Annotated in this window: 17 protein-coding genes; all 17 read left to right on the top strand. The window is 45.4% G+C overall.

The window, feature by feature from the left end:
- Nucleotides 1-126 precede the first annotated feature (126 nt).
- The 17 genes from nadA (at nt 127) to lysS (ending at nt 16152) form a co-directional block, all read left to right on the top strand.
- On the top strand, nt 127-1065 hold the full coding sequence (gene nadA, locus ACFWMP_RS30755; protein WP_042183878.1) for a quinolinate synthase NadA: 939 nt from the start codon (nt 127-129) through the stop codon (nt 1063-1065).
- Between the two features lie 39 nt (nt 1066-1104).
- Nucleotides 1105-2721 carry an L-aspartate oxidase gene (gene nadB / locus ACFWMP_RS30750; RefSeq protein ID WP_076286871.1) on the top strand — a complete coding sequence of 539 codons (1617 nt, stop codon included), beginning with the start codon at nt 1105-1107 and terminating at the stop codon, nt 2719-2721.
- A complete protein-coding gene (nadC, locus tag ACFWMP_RS30745; protein WP_042183890.1) occupies nt 2711-3586 on the top strand; it encodes a carboxylating nicotinate-nucleotide diphosphorylase in 876 nt (291 codons plus the stop codon). The genes nadB and nadC overlap by 11 nt, the downstream gene beginning before the upstream one ends.
- Entirely contained in the window at nt 3583-4350 is a 768-nt protein-coding gene (locus ACFWMP_RS30740; protein ID WP_042183892.1) for a type III pantothenate kinase, read from the top strand. Before nadC ends, ACFWMP_RS30740 begins: the two co-directional genes overlap by 4 nt.
- A gap of 47 nt (nt 4351-4397) precedes the next feature.
- Nucleotides 4398-5282, top strand: a complete 885-nt coding sequence (hslO, locus tag ACFWMP_RS30735; protein ID WP_379426101.1) for an Hsp33 family molecular chaperone HslO — start codon at nt 4398-4400, stop codon at nt 5280-5282.
- A gap of 8 nt (nt 5283-5290) precedes the next feature.
- Entirely contained in the window at nt 5291-6235 is a 945-nt protein-coding gene (locus tag ACFWMP_RS30730) for a peptidylprolyl isomerase (protein WP_379426099.1), read from the top strand.
- Between the two features lie 174 nt (nt 6236-6409).
- Entirely contained in the window at nt 6410-7348 is a 939-nt protein-coding gene (cysK, locus tag ACFWMP_RS30725) for a cysteine synthase A (RefSeq protein ID WP_042123166.1), read from the top strand.
- Nucleotides 7349-7702: 354 nt separating this feature from the next.
- Complete coding sequence (locus ACFWMP_RS30720; RefSeq protein ID WP_379426096.1) at nt 7703-9310, top strand: anthranilate synthase component I family protein; 1608 nt, start codon at nt 7703-7705, stop codon at nt 9308-9310.
- On the top strand, nt 9307-9888 hold the full coding sequence (pabA, locus tag ACFWMP_RS30715) for an aminodeoxychorismate/anthranilate synthase component II (protein WP_042123170.1): 582 nt from the start codon (nt 9307-9309) through the stop codon (nt 9886-9888). The genes ACFWMP_RS30720 and pabA overlap by 4 nt, the downstream gene beginning before the upstream one ends.
- Nucleotides 9885-10766 carry an aminotransferase class IV gene (locus tag ACFWMP_RS30710; RefSeq protein WP_379426093.1) on the top strand — a complete coding sequence of 294 codons (882 nt, stop codon included), beginning with the start codon at nt 9885-9887 and terminating at the stop codon, nt 10764-10766. The genes pabA and ACFWMP_RS30710 overlap by 4 nt, the downstream gene beginning before the upstream one ends.
- On the top strand, nt 10763-11620 hold the full coding sequence (gene folP, locus ACFWMP_RS30705) for a dihydropteroate synthase (RefSeq protein WP_379426091.1): 858 nt from the start codon (nt 10763-10765) through the stop codon (nt 11618-11620). The genes ACFWMP_RS30710 and folP overlap by 4 nt, the downstream gene beginning before the upstream one ends.
- 30 nt (nt 11621-11650) lie before the next feature.
- Nucleotides 11651-12013, top strand: a complete 363-nt coding sequence (gene folB / locus ACFWMP_RS30700) for a dihydroneopterin aldolase (protein WP_042183904.1) — start codon at nt 11651-11653, stop codon at nt 12011-12013.
- 11 nt (nt 12014-12024) lie between these two features.
- Nucleotides 12025-12576, top strand: coding sequence for a 2-amino-4-hydroxy-6-hydroxymethyldihydropteridine diphosphokinase (folK, locus tag ACFWMP_RS30695; protein WP_042183906.1), 552 nt, complete (start codon nt 12025-12027; stop codon nt 12574-12576).
- The gene (locus ACFWMP_RS30690; protein ID WP_076286863.1) at nt 12528-12737 is read left to right on the top strand and encodes a helix-turn-helix domain-containing protein; all 210 of its coding nucleotides are present in this window, start codon (nt 12528-12530) and stop codon (nt 12735-12737) included. The genes folK and ACFWMP_RS30690 overlap by 49 nt, the downstream gene beginning before the upstream one ends.
- 40 nt (nt 12738-12777) lie before the next feature.
- The gene (gene dusB / locus ACFWMP_RS30685; RefSeq protein ID WP_042183908.1) at nt 12778-13794 is read left to right on the top strand and encodes a tRNA dihydrouridine synthase DusB; all 1017 of its coding nucleotides are present in this window, start codon (nt 12778-12780) and stop codon (nt 13792-13794) included.
- A 201-nt stretch (nt 13795-13995) separates the two neighbouring features.
- Nucleotides 13996-14475 carry a transcription elongation factor GreA gene (gene greA / locus ACFWMP_RS30680; protein ID WP_042183910.1) on the top strand — a complete coding sequence of 160 codons (480 nt, stop codon included), beginning with the start codon at nt 13996-13998 and terminating at the stop codon, nt 14473-14475.
- A gap of 156 nt (nt 14476-14631) precedes the next feature.
- On the top strand, nt 14632-16152 hold the full coding sequence (gene lysS, locus ACFWMP_RS30675; RefSeq protein ID WP_179085871.1) for a lysine--tRNA ligase: 1521 nt from the start codon (nt 14632-14634) through the stop codon (nt 16150-16152).
- Nucleotides 16153-16369: the final 217 nt, after the last annotated feature.

Below are 16369 nucleotides of genomic sequence, written 5' to 3'. Positions count from 1 at the left end.
GTACATTAGTGATTAATATTACTTACTATTAACATCAGCTTATTCATTTTTTCGGATGATGGCTCATGCCATTTGATAACATCGCACCGGCGTAAAGCCGCGAAGATTTAAGGGGGAGAACAATCGGTGGAAGCTCTGGCACTTGAGCGTAAGCAGGAACAGAATCGAGAACTTCGTATACGTCTTGAACAGCTTAAGAAGGAAAGAAACGCAATCATTTTAGCTCATTATTATCAACGTGATGAAATTCAGGAGGTTGCCGATTTCCGGGGAGACTCTTTTTTACTCGCTCAGAAGGCTGCAGAGACTGATGCAGAGGTTATTGTATTCTGCGGTGTTCATTTCATGGGGGAAAGTGCTAAAATTTTGGCTCCAAACAAAACCGTCCTTATTCCTGATGAACGTGCAGGCTGCCCAATGGCTGATATGGTCAATGTAGACGGTTTGCGTAAGCTTAAAGCGCAACATCCAAATGCTAAAGTGGTGACTTATATCAACTCGTCTGCAGAGATTAAAGCGGAAACTGATATCTGTTGTACCTCTGCCAATGCCGTGAAAGTAATCGAATCCCTCGATGCTGAAGAAATTATCTGGGTACCCGATAAGAATCTTGGTCAATACGTACAAGATCAGACCGGCAAAAAACTGATTATCTGGGAAGGCTATTGCAACACTCATGATATGTTGACTGTTAAAGATGTAGTAGAAATGAGAGCGAAATACCCAGAAGCAGAATTTGTAGTTCATCCAGAATGTCGTCCGGAAGTAGTGGCCATGGGTGATTATGTAGGTAGTACTACATCCATTCTCGAGTATTGCCGGAAATCTGACCGTAAGCAATTTATCGTTGGAACTGAGGATGGTACAGGATATCAGCTTCGTAAAGATAGTCCGGATAAAGAATTCCATTTTGCTACAAAATTTCTTGTTTGTCCTAATATGAAAGTTAACAATCTAAAAAAACTGGTGAAATGCCTGGAGACGATGAAGCCACAAATCTATGTACCGCCTGCTGTCGCCGACAAAGCCAGAACTTCCCTAGAGCGCATGCTACAAGTCCGGTAGTATGCGCTACTCTTTCGTTGAAACAGGTGAAACGCGGTCATGATTCCACAATATTTGGTTGATTTTGATCTTCGGGATATTCCTAAAGTAAAGACAGATTGTATTGTTATCGGTTCAGGGATTGCCGGATTGTTCACAGCTATTAAAGCTAGTGAAGATCGGCGTGTCATTATGATCACAAAGAAATCAGTAATGGAGAGTAATACTCGCTATGCACAGGGGGGGATCGCAGCTGTAATCGCTGAGGACGATTCCCCTGCTTACCACCGGCAGGATACATTAATGGCGGGAGCAGGTCTGTGCTCATCCACAGCTGTCGATGCACTTGTTAATGAAGGACCAGATAGAGTTCATGAGCTAATTCGTTTAGGTACTCTTTTTGATAAGGAAGATGGGGTACTGGCTTTGACGCAGGAAGGAGCGCATAGTCACCGTCGTATTTTGCATGCTAATGGAGATGCTACAGGTTATGAGATTGTTCGTGCCTTGGCTGAACAGGTAGCTGAACATGAGAACATTGAGGTGTGGGATGATCATTATGTCATTGATCTCATCACTGAAGGTGGAGAATGTGTAGGCGCATTGTTGCAGCGTCCCGGCGGCGGACGGTTATTCCTGCAAGGGGATGCGACTATTTTGTGCTCTGGCGGTGCAGGACAATTATTTAGATACACTACCAACCCTGAAGTAGCTACAGGCGACGGGGTAGCCATTGCTTATCGTGCCGGGGCTCATATACGAGATATGGAATTTATTCAATTTCATCCTACAGCATTGAGTTATCCTGGAGCTCCTAGATTCCTAATCTCCGAAGCAGTTCGTGGGGAAGGAGCAGTATTGCGCAATATTAATGGAGAGCGGTTCATGGAGCGATATCATGAGTTGCTTGAGCTAGCCCCACGAGATATTGTAGCTCGGGCTATTGTAAGTGAAATGGAGCTTACAAAGTCAACGTTTGTCTATTTGGATATTACGCATGAATCCCCAGAAATGGTGAAGCATCGTTTCCCTACAATACATGAGACCTGTATGGGCTATGGACTGGATATTACAAGTGATTGGATTCCAGTGGCTCCAGCTGCGCATTATATGATGGGGGGCATTAAGACCGATCTGAATGGGGAGAGTACGATTCCTCGATTGTTTGCTTGCGGGGAGGTTTCTTCCACAGGCGTACATGGGGCTAATCGATTAGCAAGCAATTCATTATCGGAAGCAGTTGTTTTTGGACATCGTATTATTGAGCGGATTCGCCAATTATCTCCACTTGGACGTGATGTTACATCAGTTAGTAGCAACGAAGGGCGTGTTGATTCGCCAACTCAAGCTATTGTGGAACGCCGTTTGAAGCTACAAAAGGTAATGGTTCGATATGCTGGATTACGACGTAATGAAGAGACCTTGTCTAAGGGAATAGAAGAATTGAAACGGCAGCTACCCATCTTTGGATCCGTATTGACTAAACGCGAGGAATACGAGTTCGCTAATATGCTGACCTGCTGTTTGCTCGTGACAGAGTCTGCTCTAGCACGGGAAGAGAGTCGCGGGGCACATTACCGTGAGGATTACCCGCAGCGAAGTGATGATCAGTGGCGCAAGCACCTGCTTCAAATTCGCGATCTGGGAATAGTGGAGGAATTAAGCGATGATGTTTAATGGTTACAATGAAGAACTAGTACAATCCATTAAGGCTTGGCTGCGGGAAGATGTTGGTTCCGGTGATGTAACAACACAAATGACAATACCTGTTGGCCATGAATCTAAAGGGATTATTCATGCTAAAGAAGATGGCGTAATTTGTGGTATCCCGATTGCAGAGTTGGTTTTTGAAATTGTTGATCCTACGCTTAGCTTTACAGCCCTTGTAGAAGAAGGTCAAGCAGTGACAAAAGGGACTGTAATTATTGAGGTAGAGGGAAGCACACATGCAATTCTTACGGGTGAACGGCTTGCACTCAACTTGATGCAGCGTCTTTCCGGTGTAGCATCACGTACGTCATCTTTCGTACAGGTGCTCGATGGATTACCGACTCGTCTAGTAGATACACGTAAGACTACACCAGGACATCGTATGCTGGAAAAATATGCAGTTCGTGTTGGTGGAGGCTTTAATCATCGTTTTGGTCTATATGATGCGGTTATGATCAAGGACAATCATATCAAAGGTGCAGGTGGTATTAGGCAGGCAGTAGGTCGTGCGCGGAAGAACATTCCACATACGATGAGCATTGAAGTAGAGACTGAGAACTTAGAGCAAGTCGAAGAGGCGCTGGCAGCAGGTGCTGATATTATTATGCTTGATAATATGTCTAACGAGATGATGAAGCAAGCGGTGGCTAGGATTAAAGCTAAAGCTCCACATGTCAAGACAGAGGCCTCCGGCAATGTATCGTTAGAAACGGTTCGTGGGATCGCAGAAACAGGTGTGGATGTGATTTCTGTAGGACGCCTTACGTACTCCTTTTCCAGTCTGGATATTAGTCTAGACCTTAATGCCAAGAAGGAAGGGTCCTCATCATGATGCTTGCTGTCGATGTCGGTAATACCAATATTGTTCTCGGTGTATACAGAAAGCGCGAATTGTTACATCATTTTCGGCTAAGTACTGCGCGCCAATCCACCGTGGACGAATATGGAGTGCTGATACACAATCTTTTTCAGATGTCAGGGATCTCTGTCAAAGATGTGGAAGGTGTAATTATATCCTCGGTAGTTCCACCTCTGGTTAAGACTATCGTGGATATGTGTATAAAGTATATAGGCAAAGATCCGTTACTCGTAGGACCAGGGATAAAAACGGGACTTAATCTTCGCTATGAGAATCCGCGTGAGATTGGCGCAGACCGGATTGTTAATGCTGTGGCTGCGATTGAACAATATAAATGTCCGCTTGTTGTTGTTGATTTTGGTACGGCTACGACCTTCGACTGTATCGATGCAGGGGCTAATTATCTTGGAGGAGCGATTGTTCCGGGTCTTGTTATTTCTACAGAGGCCTTATACCAGCGGGCGTCGAAACTGCCACGAATTGAGTTGGAGAAGCCTAAAAAGGTTATCGGACGTAATACAGTTCACGCTATGCAGGCTGGTATTATTTTTGGGTATGCAGGCCAAGTCGAGGGGATTGTAAAGCGTATCAAAATCGAGATGAACGCTCCGGAACTGAAGGTTATTTCTACTGGAGGCCTCGCCTCGCTAATTGCGGGGGAGACGGATTGTATCGACGAAGTAAATCCTATGTTAACACTAGAAGGATTACGAATTATTTATGACCGTAACCAATAAAGATAAAGAAGCCTAAAGGGCGAAGAGATAGGAGGGCTATGCACCCAATGGAAAAAAAGAAGGATCGACTTATCCGTGGAACGGCTATGAATGGTAAAGTGAGAGCGTTTGCTGTCCGCACAACAGAATTGGTCGAGGAATTGCGGCGCAGACATGATACGTATCCAACGGCTACAGCCGCACTTGGACGTACAGTTACCGCTGCAGCCATGATGGGCGCTATGCTCAAAGGAAGAGAGAAGCTATGTATCATGGTCAAAGGGGATGGACCGATCGGGCAAATCGTTGCGGAGTCCAATGCGTTGGGAGAAGTGTGCGGTTATGTACACCATCCTCACATTCACTTACCTAGCAATAGTATGGGCAAATTGGATGTTGCTGGAGCCGTAGGAACTGAAGGGTTCATTGATATTATAAAGGATTTAGGTTTGAAGGAACCTTATCGAGGTAGTATTCCTATCATCTCCGGAGAACTTGCGGAAGATTTCACTTATTATTTCGCTGTTTCTGAACAAACCCCAGCTGCAGTTGGCTTAGGTGTATTAGTGGATACCGATGAGTCAGTGATTGTAGCCGGAGGGTTTATCGTGCAGCTTCTTCCAGGACTGACGGATGCGGAGATTACGGAGATCGAAAAAGCTCTAGGGGCTATGCCTTCCGTGACAACACTTCTTGATCAGGGTCTAGAGCCAGAAGAAATGCTGCGTTTTCTTTTGCCGGATGCCATAGTTATGGATGAACTGGATATTAACTTTGCTTGTCAATGTTCGCGTGAGCGGGTAGAGCAGACATTGGTTAGCTTAGGGCAAGATGAACTGGAGAGATTAATTGCAGAAGATGAGCAGGCTGAAGTTGTATGTCATTTTTGCAACGAGGCTTATGTTTTTAATAAGGACGAATTACAGGTCATTTTAGAACAAGCGAAATCGTAGGGCATGGGATGATGACGAGACAGGAACGTGCACTTCGCAATACGGTTATTATTCTGGCTGTTGCAACTTTAATGCTCGGGGGCCTATTGTTCTGGAGCTTACGCGCCATGGCTCTTCTAAAAGGGGATACAACAGAAAACGAAACACCGGATGCAGCGACTGCAGGCGGATTACCGATAACAGATAAGCAGTGGATGGATGAGCTCAAAAAAAAGCATGGCCACGAAGTGCTGGTTGGAATGATCAATCATATTGTTGTGGAGAAGGAAGCAAAGGCTCTGGGGATTACCGTGACCGACGATGAGGTTGAGCAAGAACTTGCACGAACTATGGTTGGATACGGATCGGAAGAACAGTATTATGCACAAATGCAGTCTCAGCTGGGGTTATCTCGTCAGGAAGTGTTCGCAGAAACGGCTTATCGTCTGACCTTACAAGCAATAGCCACTGATGGTATTACGATTAAGGAAGCTGATATCGATACTTATTTAGACCAAAACACGGAGCGTTTCACTCCCAAAAGGGAATTGGAACTCTCCATGATTAAGGTTTCATCTTATGACGAAGGCGAGCAAGTAATGGATCGCTTGGAGCAGGGCGAGAATTTTGCTGATTTAGCTAGGGAAGTTTCCATTGATGCAGAGAGTCGGCTGCAAGGAGGCCGTTTGGGCAAAGTAGAGGAAGACGATCCTTTTTGGCCTGAGGGACTGCTTAAGACCGCTGCTAGTTTGGATGAGGGTGATATAGCGGGGCCGATTCAGGCGGAGGACGACTTCGCTATCATTCGACTAGAGAGTATTCACACACAAAATATTCCTGATCAAAAGGAAATTCGGGCGCTGATACGTCAAGAGCTAGCGTTGGAGCAAGCACCCCCTCTACAGCAAGTGGAGAGTGATTTGCGCACGAAATATGATGTGGCAATAAATATTGACAACAGCCTGCAAGATTGATAATATGATATTAACGTAAAACCTACCGTTTTAGTCGGAAATAACTAACGGTGGTCCAATATCTATACCCCTTTATAGCAGTTATTATTGCATAATAGGGACACACATACAGAAGAGTAAAGTCACAATTTACGTTCTTATATCGCATTTATCATTCTAAGGAGGTTTTTGCTCATGGCTAAAGTCGTTAACAACGTAACAGAATTGATCGGAGGTACTCCGCTCGTTCGTTTGAATCGTCTGGCACAGGAAGGCTCCGCAGATATTTATTTGAAATTGGAATATCAGAATCCGGGATCAAGCGTAAAAGACCGTATCGCAATCAGCATCGTTGAAGAAGCTGAACGTGAAGGTCTACTGAAACCTGGAGGTACAATTGTAGAAGCAACCAGTGGTAACACTGGTATTGGCTTGGCACTTGTGGCTGCGGCTAAAGGCTATAAGGCAGTTATCGTAATGCCGGAAACCATGAGCTTGGAACGCCGTAATCTACTTCGTGCATACGGAGCAGAATTGGTTCTGACTCCAGGATCGGAAGGCATGAATGGTGCGGTTAAGAAAGCGGAAGAAATTCTGAAAGAGAACCCAAGCTATTTCCCATCGGAGCAATTCAAGAATAAAGCGAACGTGAAGATCCACCGTGAGACCACTGGACCTGAAATCGTTGAAGCTATTGAGTCCATCGGAGGCCCACTGGATGCTTTTATTGCAGGTATCGGAACAGGTGGAACGATCACGGGTGCAGGTGAAGTGCTGAAGAGCAAATATCCTGACGTGAAGATCTATGCTGTGGAACCTGCTGCTTCTCCAATCTTGGCAGGAGGCAAACCAGGCCCTCACAAAATTCAGGGTATCGGAGCAAACTTCATTCCTGAAATCCTGAACCAGGACATTTATGATGAGATCATCCATGTTGAGAACGATGAAGCATTCGAAACTGCACGCCGTGTAGCTAAAGAAGAAGGCGTCTTGTCTGGCATTTCTTCCGGTGCAGCAGTATTTGCAGCACTTAAGGTTGCTAAAGACCTCGGTCCTGGCAAGAAGGTAGTTGTCATCATCCCAAGTAATGGTGAACGTTACCTGAGTACACCACTTTATAATTTCGAAGCGTAATTGTTTGCAATAACGTAATTTATAAGAGTCTTCATACCACTTTTCTGGTGGTGATGGAGACTCTTTTCGTTGATTATATGGGCAAAAGGTTCTGTGGATATACTACACCCTAGACGTGTTAATTTTATATTTTTGAAAAATGTTAAGGTTTTTACCGAAGACTCAAAAGCCATATTAATTTCCTATAGCTGGGGGCTTTTCAATAATGCCTTAAGTACAGTATACTGACAGGCAATATACTACTGATGATTAATAATAAGTGATTGCTAGATAAAACTAAGCAAATGCTTACGAAGCGAGTTTTATTGCGAAGTGATGTCTATGATGTAATTGCTTCATAAAACTTTTAGGAGGATGGCTTTGGAAATCATAACGACATGGAATGAGTGGGAACAATGGGCAGCTGAAGACTGGAGCATGTTCCCCTTGATTATAAAATCACCCAAGTGCTCGGGGGAATTGCCCGTATCCTGGAAGAAGGCCTGGGAACTAGCTTCCGAATACTCCGTAGTGTTGGAGAGTGGCAAGGGTGGCCGCTATACGTACTTAGGTTTAAATCCTGTATCAATATTAAAAGGCAAGGGAGAAGGCGCTGAGGTGTTTAGCCTTTCTCCCGAATCATTGGGTCATACAGCCGATGAGGGTTCACATGAGACAACAACGCTGCTAGGTCAGCCGCTAGAGCTGCTACAGCAATGGATGTCAGGTTTCACCTCGCCAAGTCTAAACGTTCAGGGCATTCCTCCATTTACCGGTGGATGTATTGGATTTATAGGGTACGATGTGGTTCGCTCATTGGAGCGTTTACCGTCTCTCGCACAAGATGATCCCGGTTTTCCTGATTATCTCTTTATGAGGATGGATGAGGTATGGATTTATGATCACGAAGAGCATGTGCTTTATTGTGCTGTTCATGTCCCGGTTCCAGCAGAATGTGGGATGGAGGATTTGCAGAACCTTTATCTCGGTGCTATAGAACAGGCTGGGCGAATGGTAGAGCAGTGGCAGTTGGTATCCGCTGCTTCGGGATTGAACGAAGAGGTCAAAGGTAGCATTGAGGCCCTCACAGATTCCTCAGGGGAGTGGCCGGGTATGACCTCGGCCTTCTCGCCTGAGAAGTTCCAGCAGGCCGTGCTGGACGTTCAGGAATACATCCGCCAAGGCGATGTATTTCAAGTGAACCTCTCGCTGCGCCAGGAGGCGCAGCTGAAGTCCTCGCCGGAGGATGTTTACGAATGGCTGCGCAAGCTCAATCCGTCCCCGTACATGGGGCTCTTGCGGTCGCCCGGCTTCGCGCTATCCAGCGCTTCACCGGAGCTGCTCGTCAAGCTGCACGGGGACAAAGTGAGCGCACGGCCAATCGCCGGCACCCGGCGCCGAGGCCTGACTCCCGCGGAGGATGCCGCCATGGAGGCGGAGCTTCGCGGGAGCGAAAAAGAGATCGCCGAGCATATTATGCTTGTCGATCTGGAGCGCAACGACATCGGGCGTGTCGCTGCATATGGATCCGTCAGCGTGCCTGAGCTGATGACGGTGGAGCGCTACTCTCATGTGATGCATCTCGTTTCGCAGGTAGAGGGCCAGGTCGCACCGGATAAGGATGCTTATGCTGTAATCGCAGCATTGTTCCCAGGGGGAACGATTACAGGCGCGCCCAAAGTAAGAACAATGGAAATCATTGAAGAGCTGGAGCCGGTTCGGCGTGGGCCGTATACAGGATCCATGGGCTTTATTGACTATAACGGAAATATGGAATTAAATATTATTATTAGAACACTGGCTGTAAAGGATGGAGTCGGATATATTCAGACAGGTGCGGGCATCGTGATCGACTCTGATCCCTACCGTGAATACCGTGAATGCCATAATAAAGCCAAAGCGGTAGTGAAGGCAGTACTCTGTAGTGAGTTACAGCAGGAATCCCAAACTACCAGCGGCGCCGAAGGGGGAGAAACACTGTGATCTTGGTCATCGATAATTATGATTCCTTTACGTATAACCTCGTACAGTATTTGGGTGAACTTGGGGAAGAGGTTAAAGTACACCGCAACGATGAAATTACCATTGAAGAGATTGAAAAAATGGCTCCCGATCATATTTTAATTTCTCCAGGACCATGTACACCTAATGAAGCGGGGATCAGTTTGGAATTGTTACATCATTTCAAAGGTATTATTCCGATCTTCGGCGTATGCCTTGGTCATCAGGCGATAGGCCAAGCATTTGGTGGAAATGTTATTCGTGCAGAGCGTTTGATGCATGGAAAGACATCCCCGATTCATCATAAGGGCACGTCGGTTTTTGAAGGTCTGGAGTCTCCTTTTACGGCAACAAGATATCATTCTTTGATTGTAGAGCGCGAGAGTCTGCCGGATTGTCTGGAGATTACAGCGGAGACCGAAGAAGGGGAGATTATGGCACTGCGCCATAAAGAATACCCTATCGAAGGTGTGCAATTCCATCCGGAATCGATTATTACGGATCATGGTCATACGATGCTGCGTAATTTCTTGAAACGGAGAGCCGGAGAAACGGCATGAAATATATAGGATTTAACAATGGTGTCATAGATGCAAGACAAGCCGTGGTTTCCGCCCTGGATCACGGTTTTTTATACGGCATAGGATTGTTCGAGACCTTTCGGACGTATGGGGGAGTGCCTTTTCTGCTGGAGCGTCATTTGAAGCGTATGGCAGAGGGCTGCAAGGAGCTTGGTATTCCATTTGCGCAGGATGTTGAACAGCTGCAGGAGTGGATCCAGCGTGTTATGGACAAAAATGAATTAAAAGAAGCTTATATACGCTATACCGTGACGGCTGGTGAGGATATTCTCGGATTACCTGCGGGCGACTATTGCGAACCCAATCATTTGCTGTACATCAAAGCGCTGCCGAAAGTATCCGAAAAGATATATAGCGAAGGCAAAGACCTGCAACTGTTGTCCTTACGGCGTAACACTCCGGAGGGAGCAGTGCGATTCAAGTCTCTGCATTATATGAATAATATTTTGGCCAAGCGTGAGCTTAGTGGCTATGCCTCTGCGGCGAATGGTGCTGAAGGACTGATGTTGACTGCACAAGAGATCATAGCAGAGGGCATTGTCAGCAACATCTTTTTTATAAAAAACAATATTCTCTACACTCCAGATATCTCAGCTGGGATTCTACCGGGAATTACCCGGGAAATGGTAATGGAGCTGGCTCGTAGTGCTGGGATTAGGGTAGAAGAGGGCGCATATCATTGGGAGCAGTTAAAAATAGCCGACGAAGTATTTCTTACTAATTCCGTACAAGAAATTGTCCCGGTCACAACGCTTTGGGAAAAAGATAAAAAATTTACCGTAGGCGATGGTCTTTGCGGCAGAATGACTTCGGATTTGATTTCATTCTATAGAGAAAGGACGGGAATAACGAAATGAGACCAGCCATATTCAAGCGGACATACCGCTGTGGAAATACTGATTTGGAATTGGGAAATCGAACGCTGATTATGGGCATCCTGAATGTAACCCCGGATTCTTTTTCAGATGGAGGACTTTGGGATGATCCGGACAAAGCAGTAGAACATGCGCTACAAATGGCCGCAGACGGTGCTGATATTATAGATATTGGTGGAGAATCTACCCGTCCTGGTCATAAGCCAGTGGGGCTTGAAGAGGAATTAGCTCGTGTATTGCCTGTCATCGAGAGTATTCATCGAGCGGCACCGCATATTCCGTTATCTATAGATACGTACAAAGCTGAAGTGGCACGCCAAGCTATTGCTGCTGGTGCCCATATCATTAATGATATATGGGGCTGTAAGGCTGATCCGGAAATGGCGGTAGTGGCAGCAGCTGCAGACTGTCCCATTATTTTGATGCATAACCGGCAGGACCGTGATTATACGAATCTAGGTGCGGATATGTCGGCAGACCTTAAGGAAAGTATTGATCTTGCTTTAGCCGCAGGAGTGAAGTCAGCCAATATCATCTTGGATCCAGGGATCGGCTTTGCGAAGGATTTTAATGAAAATTTGCAGGCGATGATGCTTTTGGACGGGTTGACTGAGTTTGGCTATCCACTGTTACTGGCGACTTCACGCAAAAAATTCATCCGGACCGTACTTGATTTGCCCGCTGATGATGTTGTGGAAGGTACCGCAGCTACAGTAGCCTTTGGTATTGCTCAGGGCTGCCAGATCGTACGAGTGCATGATGTGTCCCTAATAAAACGAACGGTCAAGATGTGTGATGCGATGTTGTATGCTGCACCTCCATTGGTGCGTGAATAAAGATATTTTATAAAAAGGGCGGGTTTAAAGATGGATAAAATGACACTGCATCGAATGGAATATTACGGATATCATGGTGTTTTTGAAGAAGAGCGTAAGCTGGGCCAACGTTTTTATATTGATTTGGAGCTGGAACTTGATCTACAGGGAGCGGGCCAGAACGATGATTTGAACCAAACCGTAAACTATGCTGAAGTGCATGAACTGGTCAAAAACATTGTCGAAATAAAGTCCTTTAAGTTAATTGAGGCTCTGGCAGAATATATTGCATCCTCCGTACTGGACACTTATACTGTTATCAATGCAGTAACGGTAAAGGTAACTAAACCGCATCCGCCATTCGACATTCATTTTCAGGGAGTGACTGTGGAGCTGCGCAGAACTAGAAAGTGAGAACAAAGTCCATGAATATACATTCCACCTCTGAAGAATCAGAGGCTTATATTGCTTTAGGGGCTAATTTGGGCGACCGTGAAGGCACGCTGTCAGAGGCTTTGAACAGACTGAATAATCATGATGAAATATCGGTAGTTCGCTGCTCCAAAGTCTACGAGACAGAGCCAGTAGGTTATTTAGATCAGCCGCAGTTTCTTAATATGGCAGCAGCTTTGCGCACGACGCTTGCGCCAGAGACCTTGCTGGAAGTAATGCTGGGGATCGAAACGCAGCTGGGTCGTATCCGGGATATTCGCTATGGACCGAGAACGGTAGATCTAGATTTATTGTGGGTAGAGGGCCAGGCACTTGATACTCCGCATTTAACGTTACCGCATCCGCGCATGTTTGAGCGTGCATTTGTAATGCTTCCGCTCAGTGATATCGTTCCACAGAATGAACAGTCTTCCGGACTCCGCAAGTTGATTACAGCAGCGCTTCAAGACATAGACGGGAAGGAAGGAATTCGGTTGTGGACAACAAGCGTATGGGACGGAGGGTCAGGGCATTCCGCAAGCTAAAAGGCTATACTCAACAGGAACTTGCGGATCTCACTGGAATTTCCTTGGCTGTGCTTGGCGCAGTCGAGAGGGGCAATAGACGTTTGGAAGATCAAATTTTAGATAAAATTGCGAATGTACTAGGGGTTACAACCGAAGAGTTGGTGAACCCTGACTCATAATTTTTAAGCAATTCAAATAGGAATAATGGAAGTGATACGAATGCTGAAGATTGGCGACATTGAGATGAAAAATCAAGTTGTTCTGGCACCTATGGCTGGGGTGTGCAATCCGGCCTTTCGTCTAATCGCTAAAGAGTTTGGAACAGGTTTAGTCTGTGCGGAAATGGTGAGCGACAAGGCTATTATTCACGGAAATACTCGTACTCGCGAAATGTTGTTCGTGGATGAACGGGAGAAACCGCTTAGTTTGCAGATTTTTGGCGGGGATAGAGAATCACTGGTGCAGGCAGCTAAAGTGGTTGATAAAGAAACCAATGCTGATATTATCGATATCAATATGGGATGCCCAGTGCCTAAAGTAACTAAATGTGATGCGGGAGCCCGCTGGCTTTTGAATCCCGATAAAATCTATGAAATGGTCTCTGCAGTTGTCGATGTTGTCGATAAACCCGTAACCGTGAAAATGCGGATTGGCTGGGATAGCGAGCATATTTTTGTCGAAGATAATGCACGTGCAGTAGAACGTGCCGGTGGCAAGGCTGTCAGTGTACATGGACGAACACGAGAGCAACTCTACACGGGGCGTGCAGATTGGAATTATATCAAGATGGCAAAAGAAGCGGTCTCCATTCCGGTTATCGGCAATGGTGATGTCAATACACCTGAAGATGCTCGAGCTATGCTTGATCAGACCGGTTGTGATGGCGTGATGATCGGGCGTGGTGCGCTAGGTAACCCATGGATGCTGTACCGTACGATTCAGTATTTAAGCACCGGGGAACTGATGCCTGAACCTGGATTGGATGAGAAGATTAAGGTTGCCATTCTTCATATGGATCGGCTGGTTGCACTTAAGGGAGAAGCAGTAGCCGTTCGGGATATGCGTAAGCATATGGCTTGGTATTTAAAAGGACTGAAGTCTGCTGCACGAGTAAAGGATGTGCTCATGTTAGAGACAGAACGTGATGGAATGGTGAAGATTTTGAATGATTTTGTCGTTCAACTAAAGCATGAAGAAGAGAATAAGGGTAATGAAATGTCTGCTTCCGCAGTATAAACGTTGTTTTCCTTACGCTTTTTGAACACATCCCACTTTATATGTGGTGTCATTGACATTTTGTAGCGGTTCCAATATAATTTCACAGTATAAAATCGCCGTTACAGTAAGAGCAATGCAGCAGGGAGGGTTCTTATCCTCCTAGATTAGCATATAGTATGGTGTTTTCAATAAATGTATACGACAGGAGAATCGGTTGAGATGAGCGATAAAGAAGTCATCCTTACGCCGGACGGGCTAAAGCGTCTGGAAGATGAGCTGGAATTCCTCAAATCTGTGAAACGCCGCGAGGTTGCTGAACGGATTAAGGTAGCGATTGGCTACGGAGATATCAGTGAGAACTCGGAGTATGAAGACGCGAAGAATGAGCAGGCTTTTATCGAAGGACGCGTTATCACCTTGGAGAAGATGCTTCGCAACGCGCGCATCATTAATAGCGACGAGATCGTTACTGATGTGGTAAGTATCGGTGTTACTGTAAGTGTTGAAGATTTGGAATATGGTGACACTATGGAATACACGATCGTAGGTACAGCGGAGTCCGATCCACTGAATAATAAGATCTCCAACGAAAGTCCAGTAGGCAAAGCCATCATCGGCAAGAAAATAGGCACGATTGTTGACGTTAATACACCTGCAGGCGTTATTCAATATAAAATTCTCGATATCAGAATGAAGTAGTGTACAGATCTTATAGTCTGTAAATAGATGTGCTGCCGAATGTATAAGTAGTTTTCTTGTATGCAGGCAGATAAGGGAACATTGTTTGGGAAAGCTTCCTTAGGGAAGCTTTTTTTCAAAATATAAGGGATTTATATCTGCAAGGGGATGAATAGCATGACCGAGGAAATGAATAATGTGGAGAATGCAGAGAACGAACTTAGTGAGCTTTTGCAAATCCGCCGTGCCAAATTGGACGAGCTAAGAGGACTTGGTATCGATCCTTTCGGCAAAAAGTATGAGCGTACAGCTAACGCTGGCGACCTAGTATCGAAGTATGATGGACTTTCTAAAGAAGAATTGGACGAGCTATCTGTTGAAGTCAGCATAGCGGGTCGCATTATGGCAAAACGTGTTATGGGTAAAGCCAGTTTTGCGCACATCCAAGATCTCAGTGGAAGAATTCAGCTTTATGTTCGTCAAGACAGCATTCCTGAAACGCAATACGCAGCGTTCAATGTTCTCGATCTAGGAGACATCATCGGCGTTCGCGGAACAGTATTCAAAACCAAAACAGGCGAGACCTCCATCAAAGTGCATAATCTCGAAGTCTTGTCCAAGTCCTTGTTGCCGCTTCCTGAGAAATATCATGGTCTTAAAGATGTAGAGCTGCGTTACCGTCAGCGCTATGTTGATTTGATTATTAATCCGGAAGTTCAACAGACCTTTATTGCTCGTTCAAGAATCATTCAATCTATGCGTCGTTATTTGGATTCACTTGGCTATCTTGAAGTTGAGACACCTACACTTCATGCGATTGCCGGTGGAGCTGCAGCGCGTCCGTTCATTACTTACCACAACACGCTTGAAATGCAGCTTTATATGCGTATTGCTATTGAGCTTCATTTGAAACGTCTTATTGTTGGTGGACTGGAAAAAGTATACGAAATCGGTCGTGTATACCGTAATGAAGGAATTTCGACTCGTCACAATCCTGAGTTTACTATGATTGAGCTGTATGAAGCTTATGCTGATTACAAGGACATCATGAACCTTACGGAGAATATGATCGCTCATATTGCCCAAGAGGTATTAGGAACTCAACAGGTCGACTATCAAGGCAAGCCGGTAGATCTGTCACCAGGATGGCGTCGTGTAACTATGGTTGATGCCGTTAAAGAAGTAACCGGTGTTGATTTCAGTGTTCATATGACAGATGAGGAAGCACAGGCTCTGGCAAAAGAGCACCGTGTACCTGTAGAGAAGCACATGTCTTTCGGTCATATCCTTAATGCTTTCTTCGAGCAATTTGTAGAGGAAACTCTGATTCAGCCTACCTTTGTAATGGGACATCCGGTTGAAATCTCACCACTGGCGAAGAAAAACGATGAGGATCCACGCTTCACCGATCGTTTTGAATTGTTTATTGTGGGTCGTGAACATGCGAATGCATTTAGTGAATTGAATGATCCGATCGACCAGCGTCAACGCTTTGAAGCACAAATCCAGGAGAAAGAGCAAGGTAATGACGAAGCTCATGAAATGGACGATGACTTTATCCGTGCTTTGGAATATGGTATGCCTCCTACAGGTGGACTGGGAATCGGTGTAGACCGTTTGATCATGTTGCTTACCAATTCTGCATCTATTCGTGACGTACTGCTATTCCCGCATATGCGTAACCGTACAAACGAATAGTATTTATACAACAATGAGCACAGGGGAGCTGTCTAGCGGCGGTTCTCCTTGGCTACTGTTGATCAGAAGGTAAAGATTCTGGTATCGTTATGAGGATATATAGCTTAATACTAATTTGTTTGAAAAAAAGTGTTGCAATGAATCTCTATACATGATATATTCTATTTCTGGCCGAGAAACACACATGCCGAGCTCGAAAAAGAAGTTAAAAAAAGAG

The organism is Paenibacillus sp. NPDC058367, assembly GCF_042723305.1.
Classification (GTDB): domain Bacteria; phylum Bacillota; class Bacilli; order Paenibacillales; family Paenibacillaceae; genus Paenibacillus_AQ.
The sequence above is the reverse complement of the archived record's forward strand: the minus strand, read 5'-3'. Positions and strand labels throughout refer to the sequence as shown.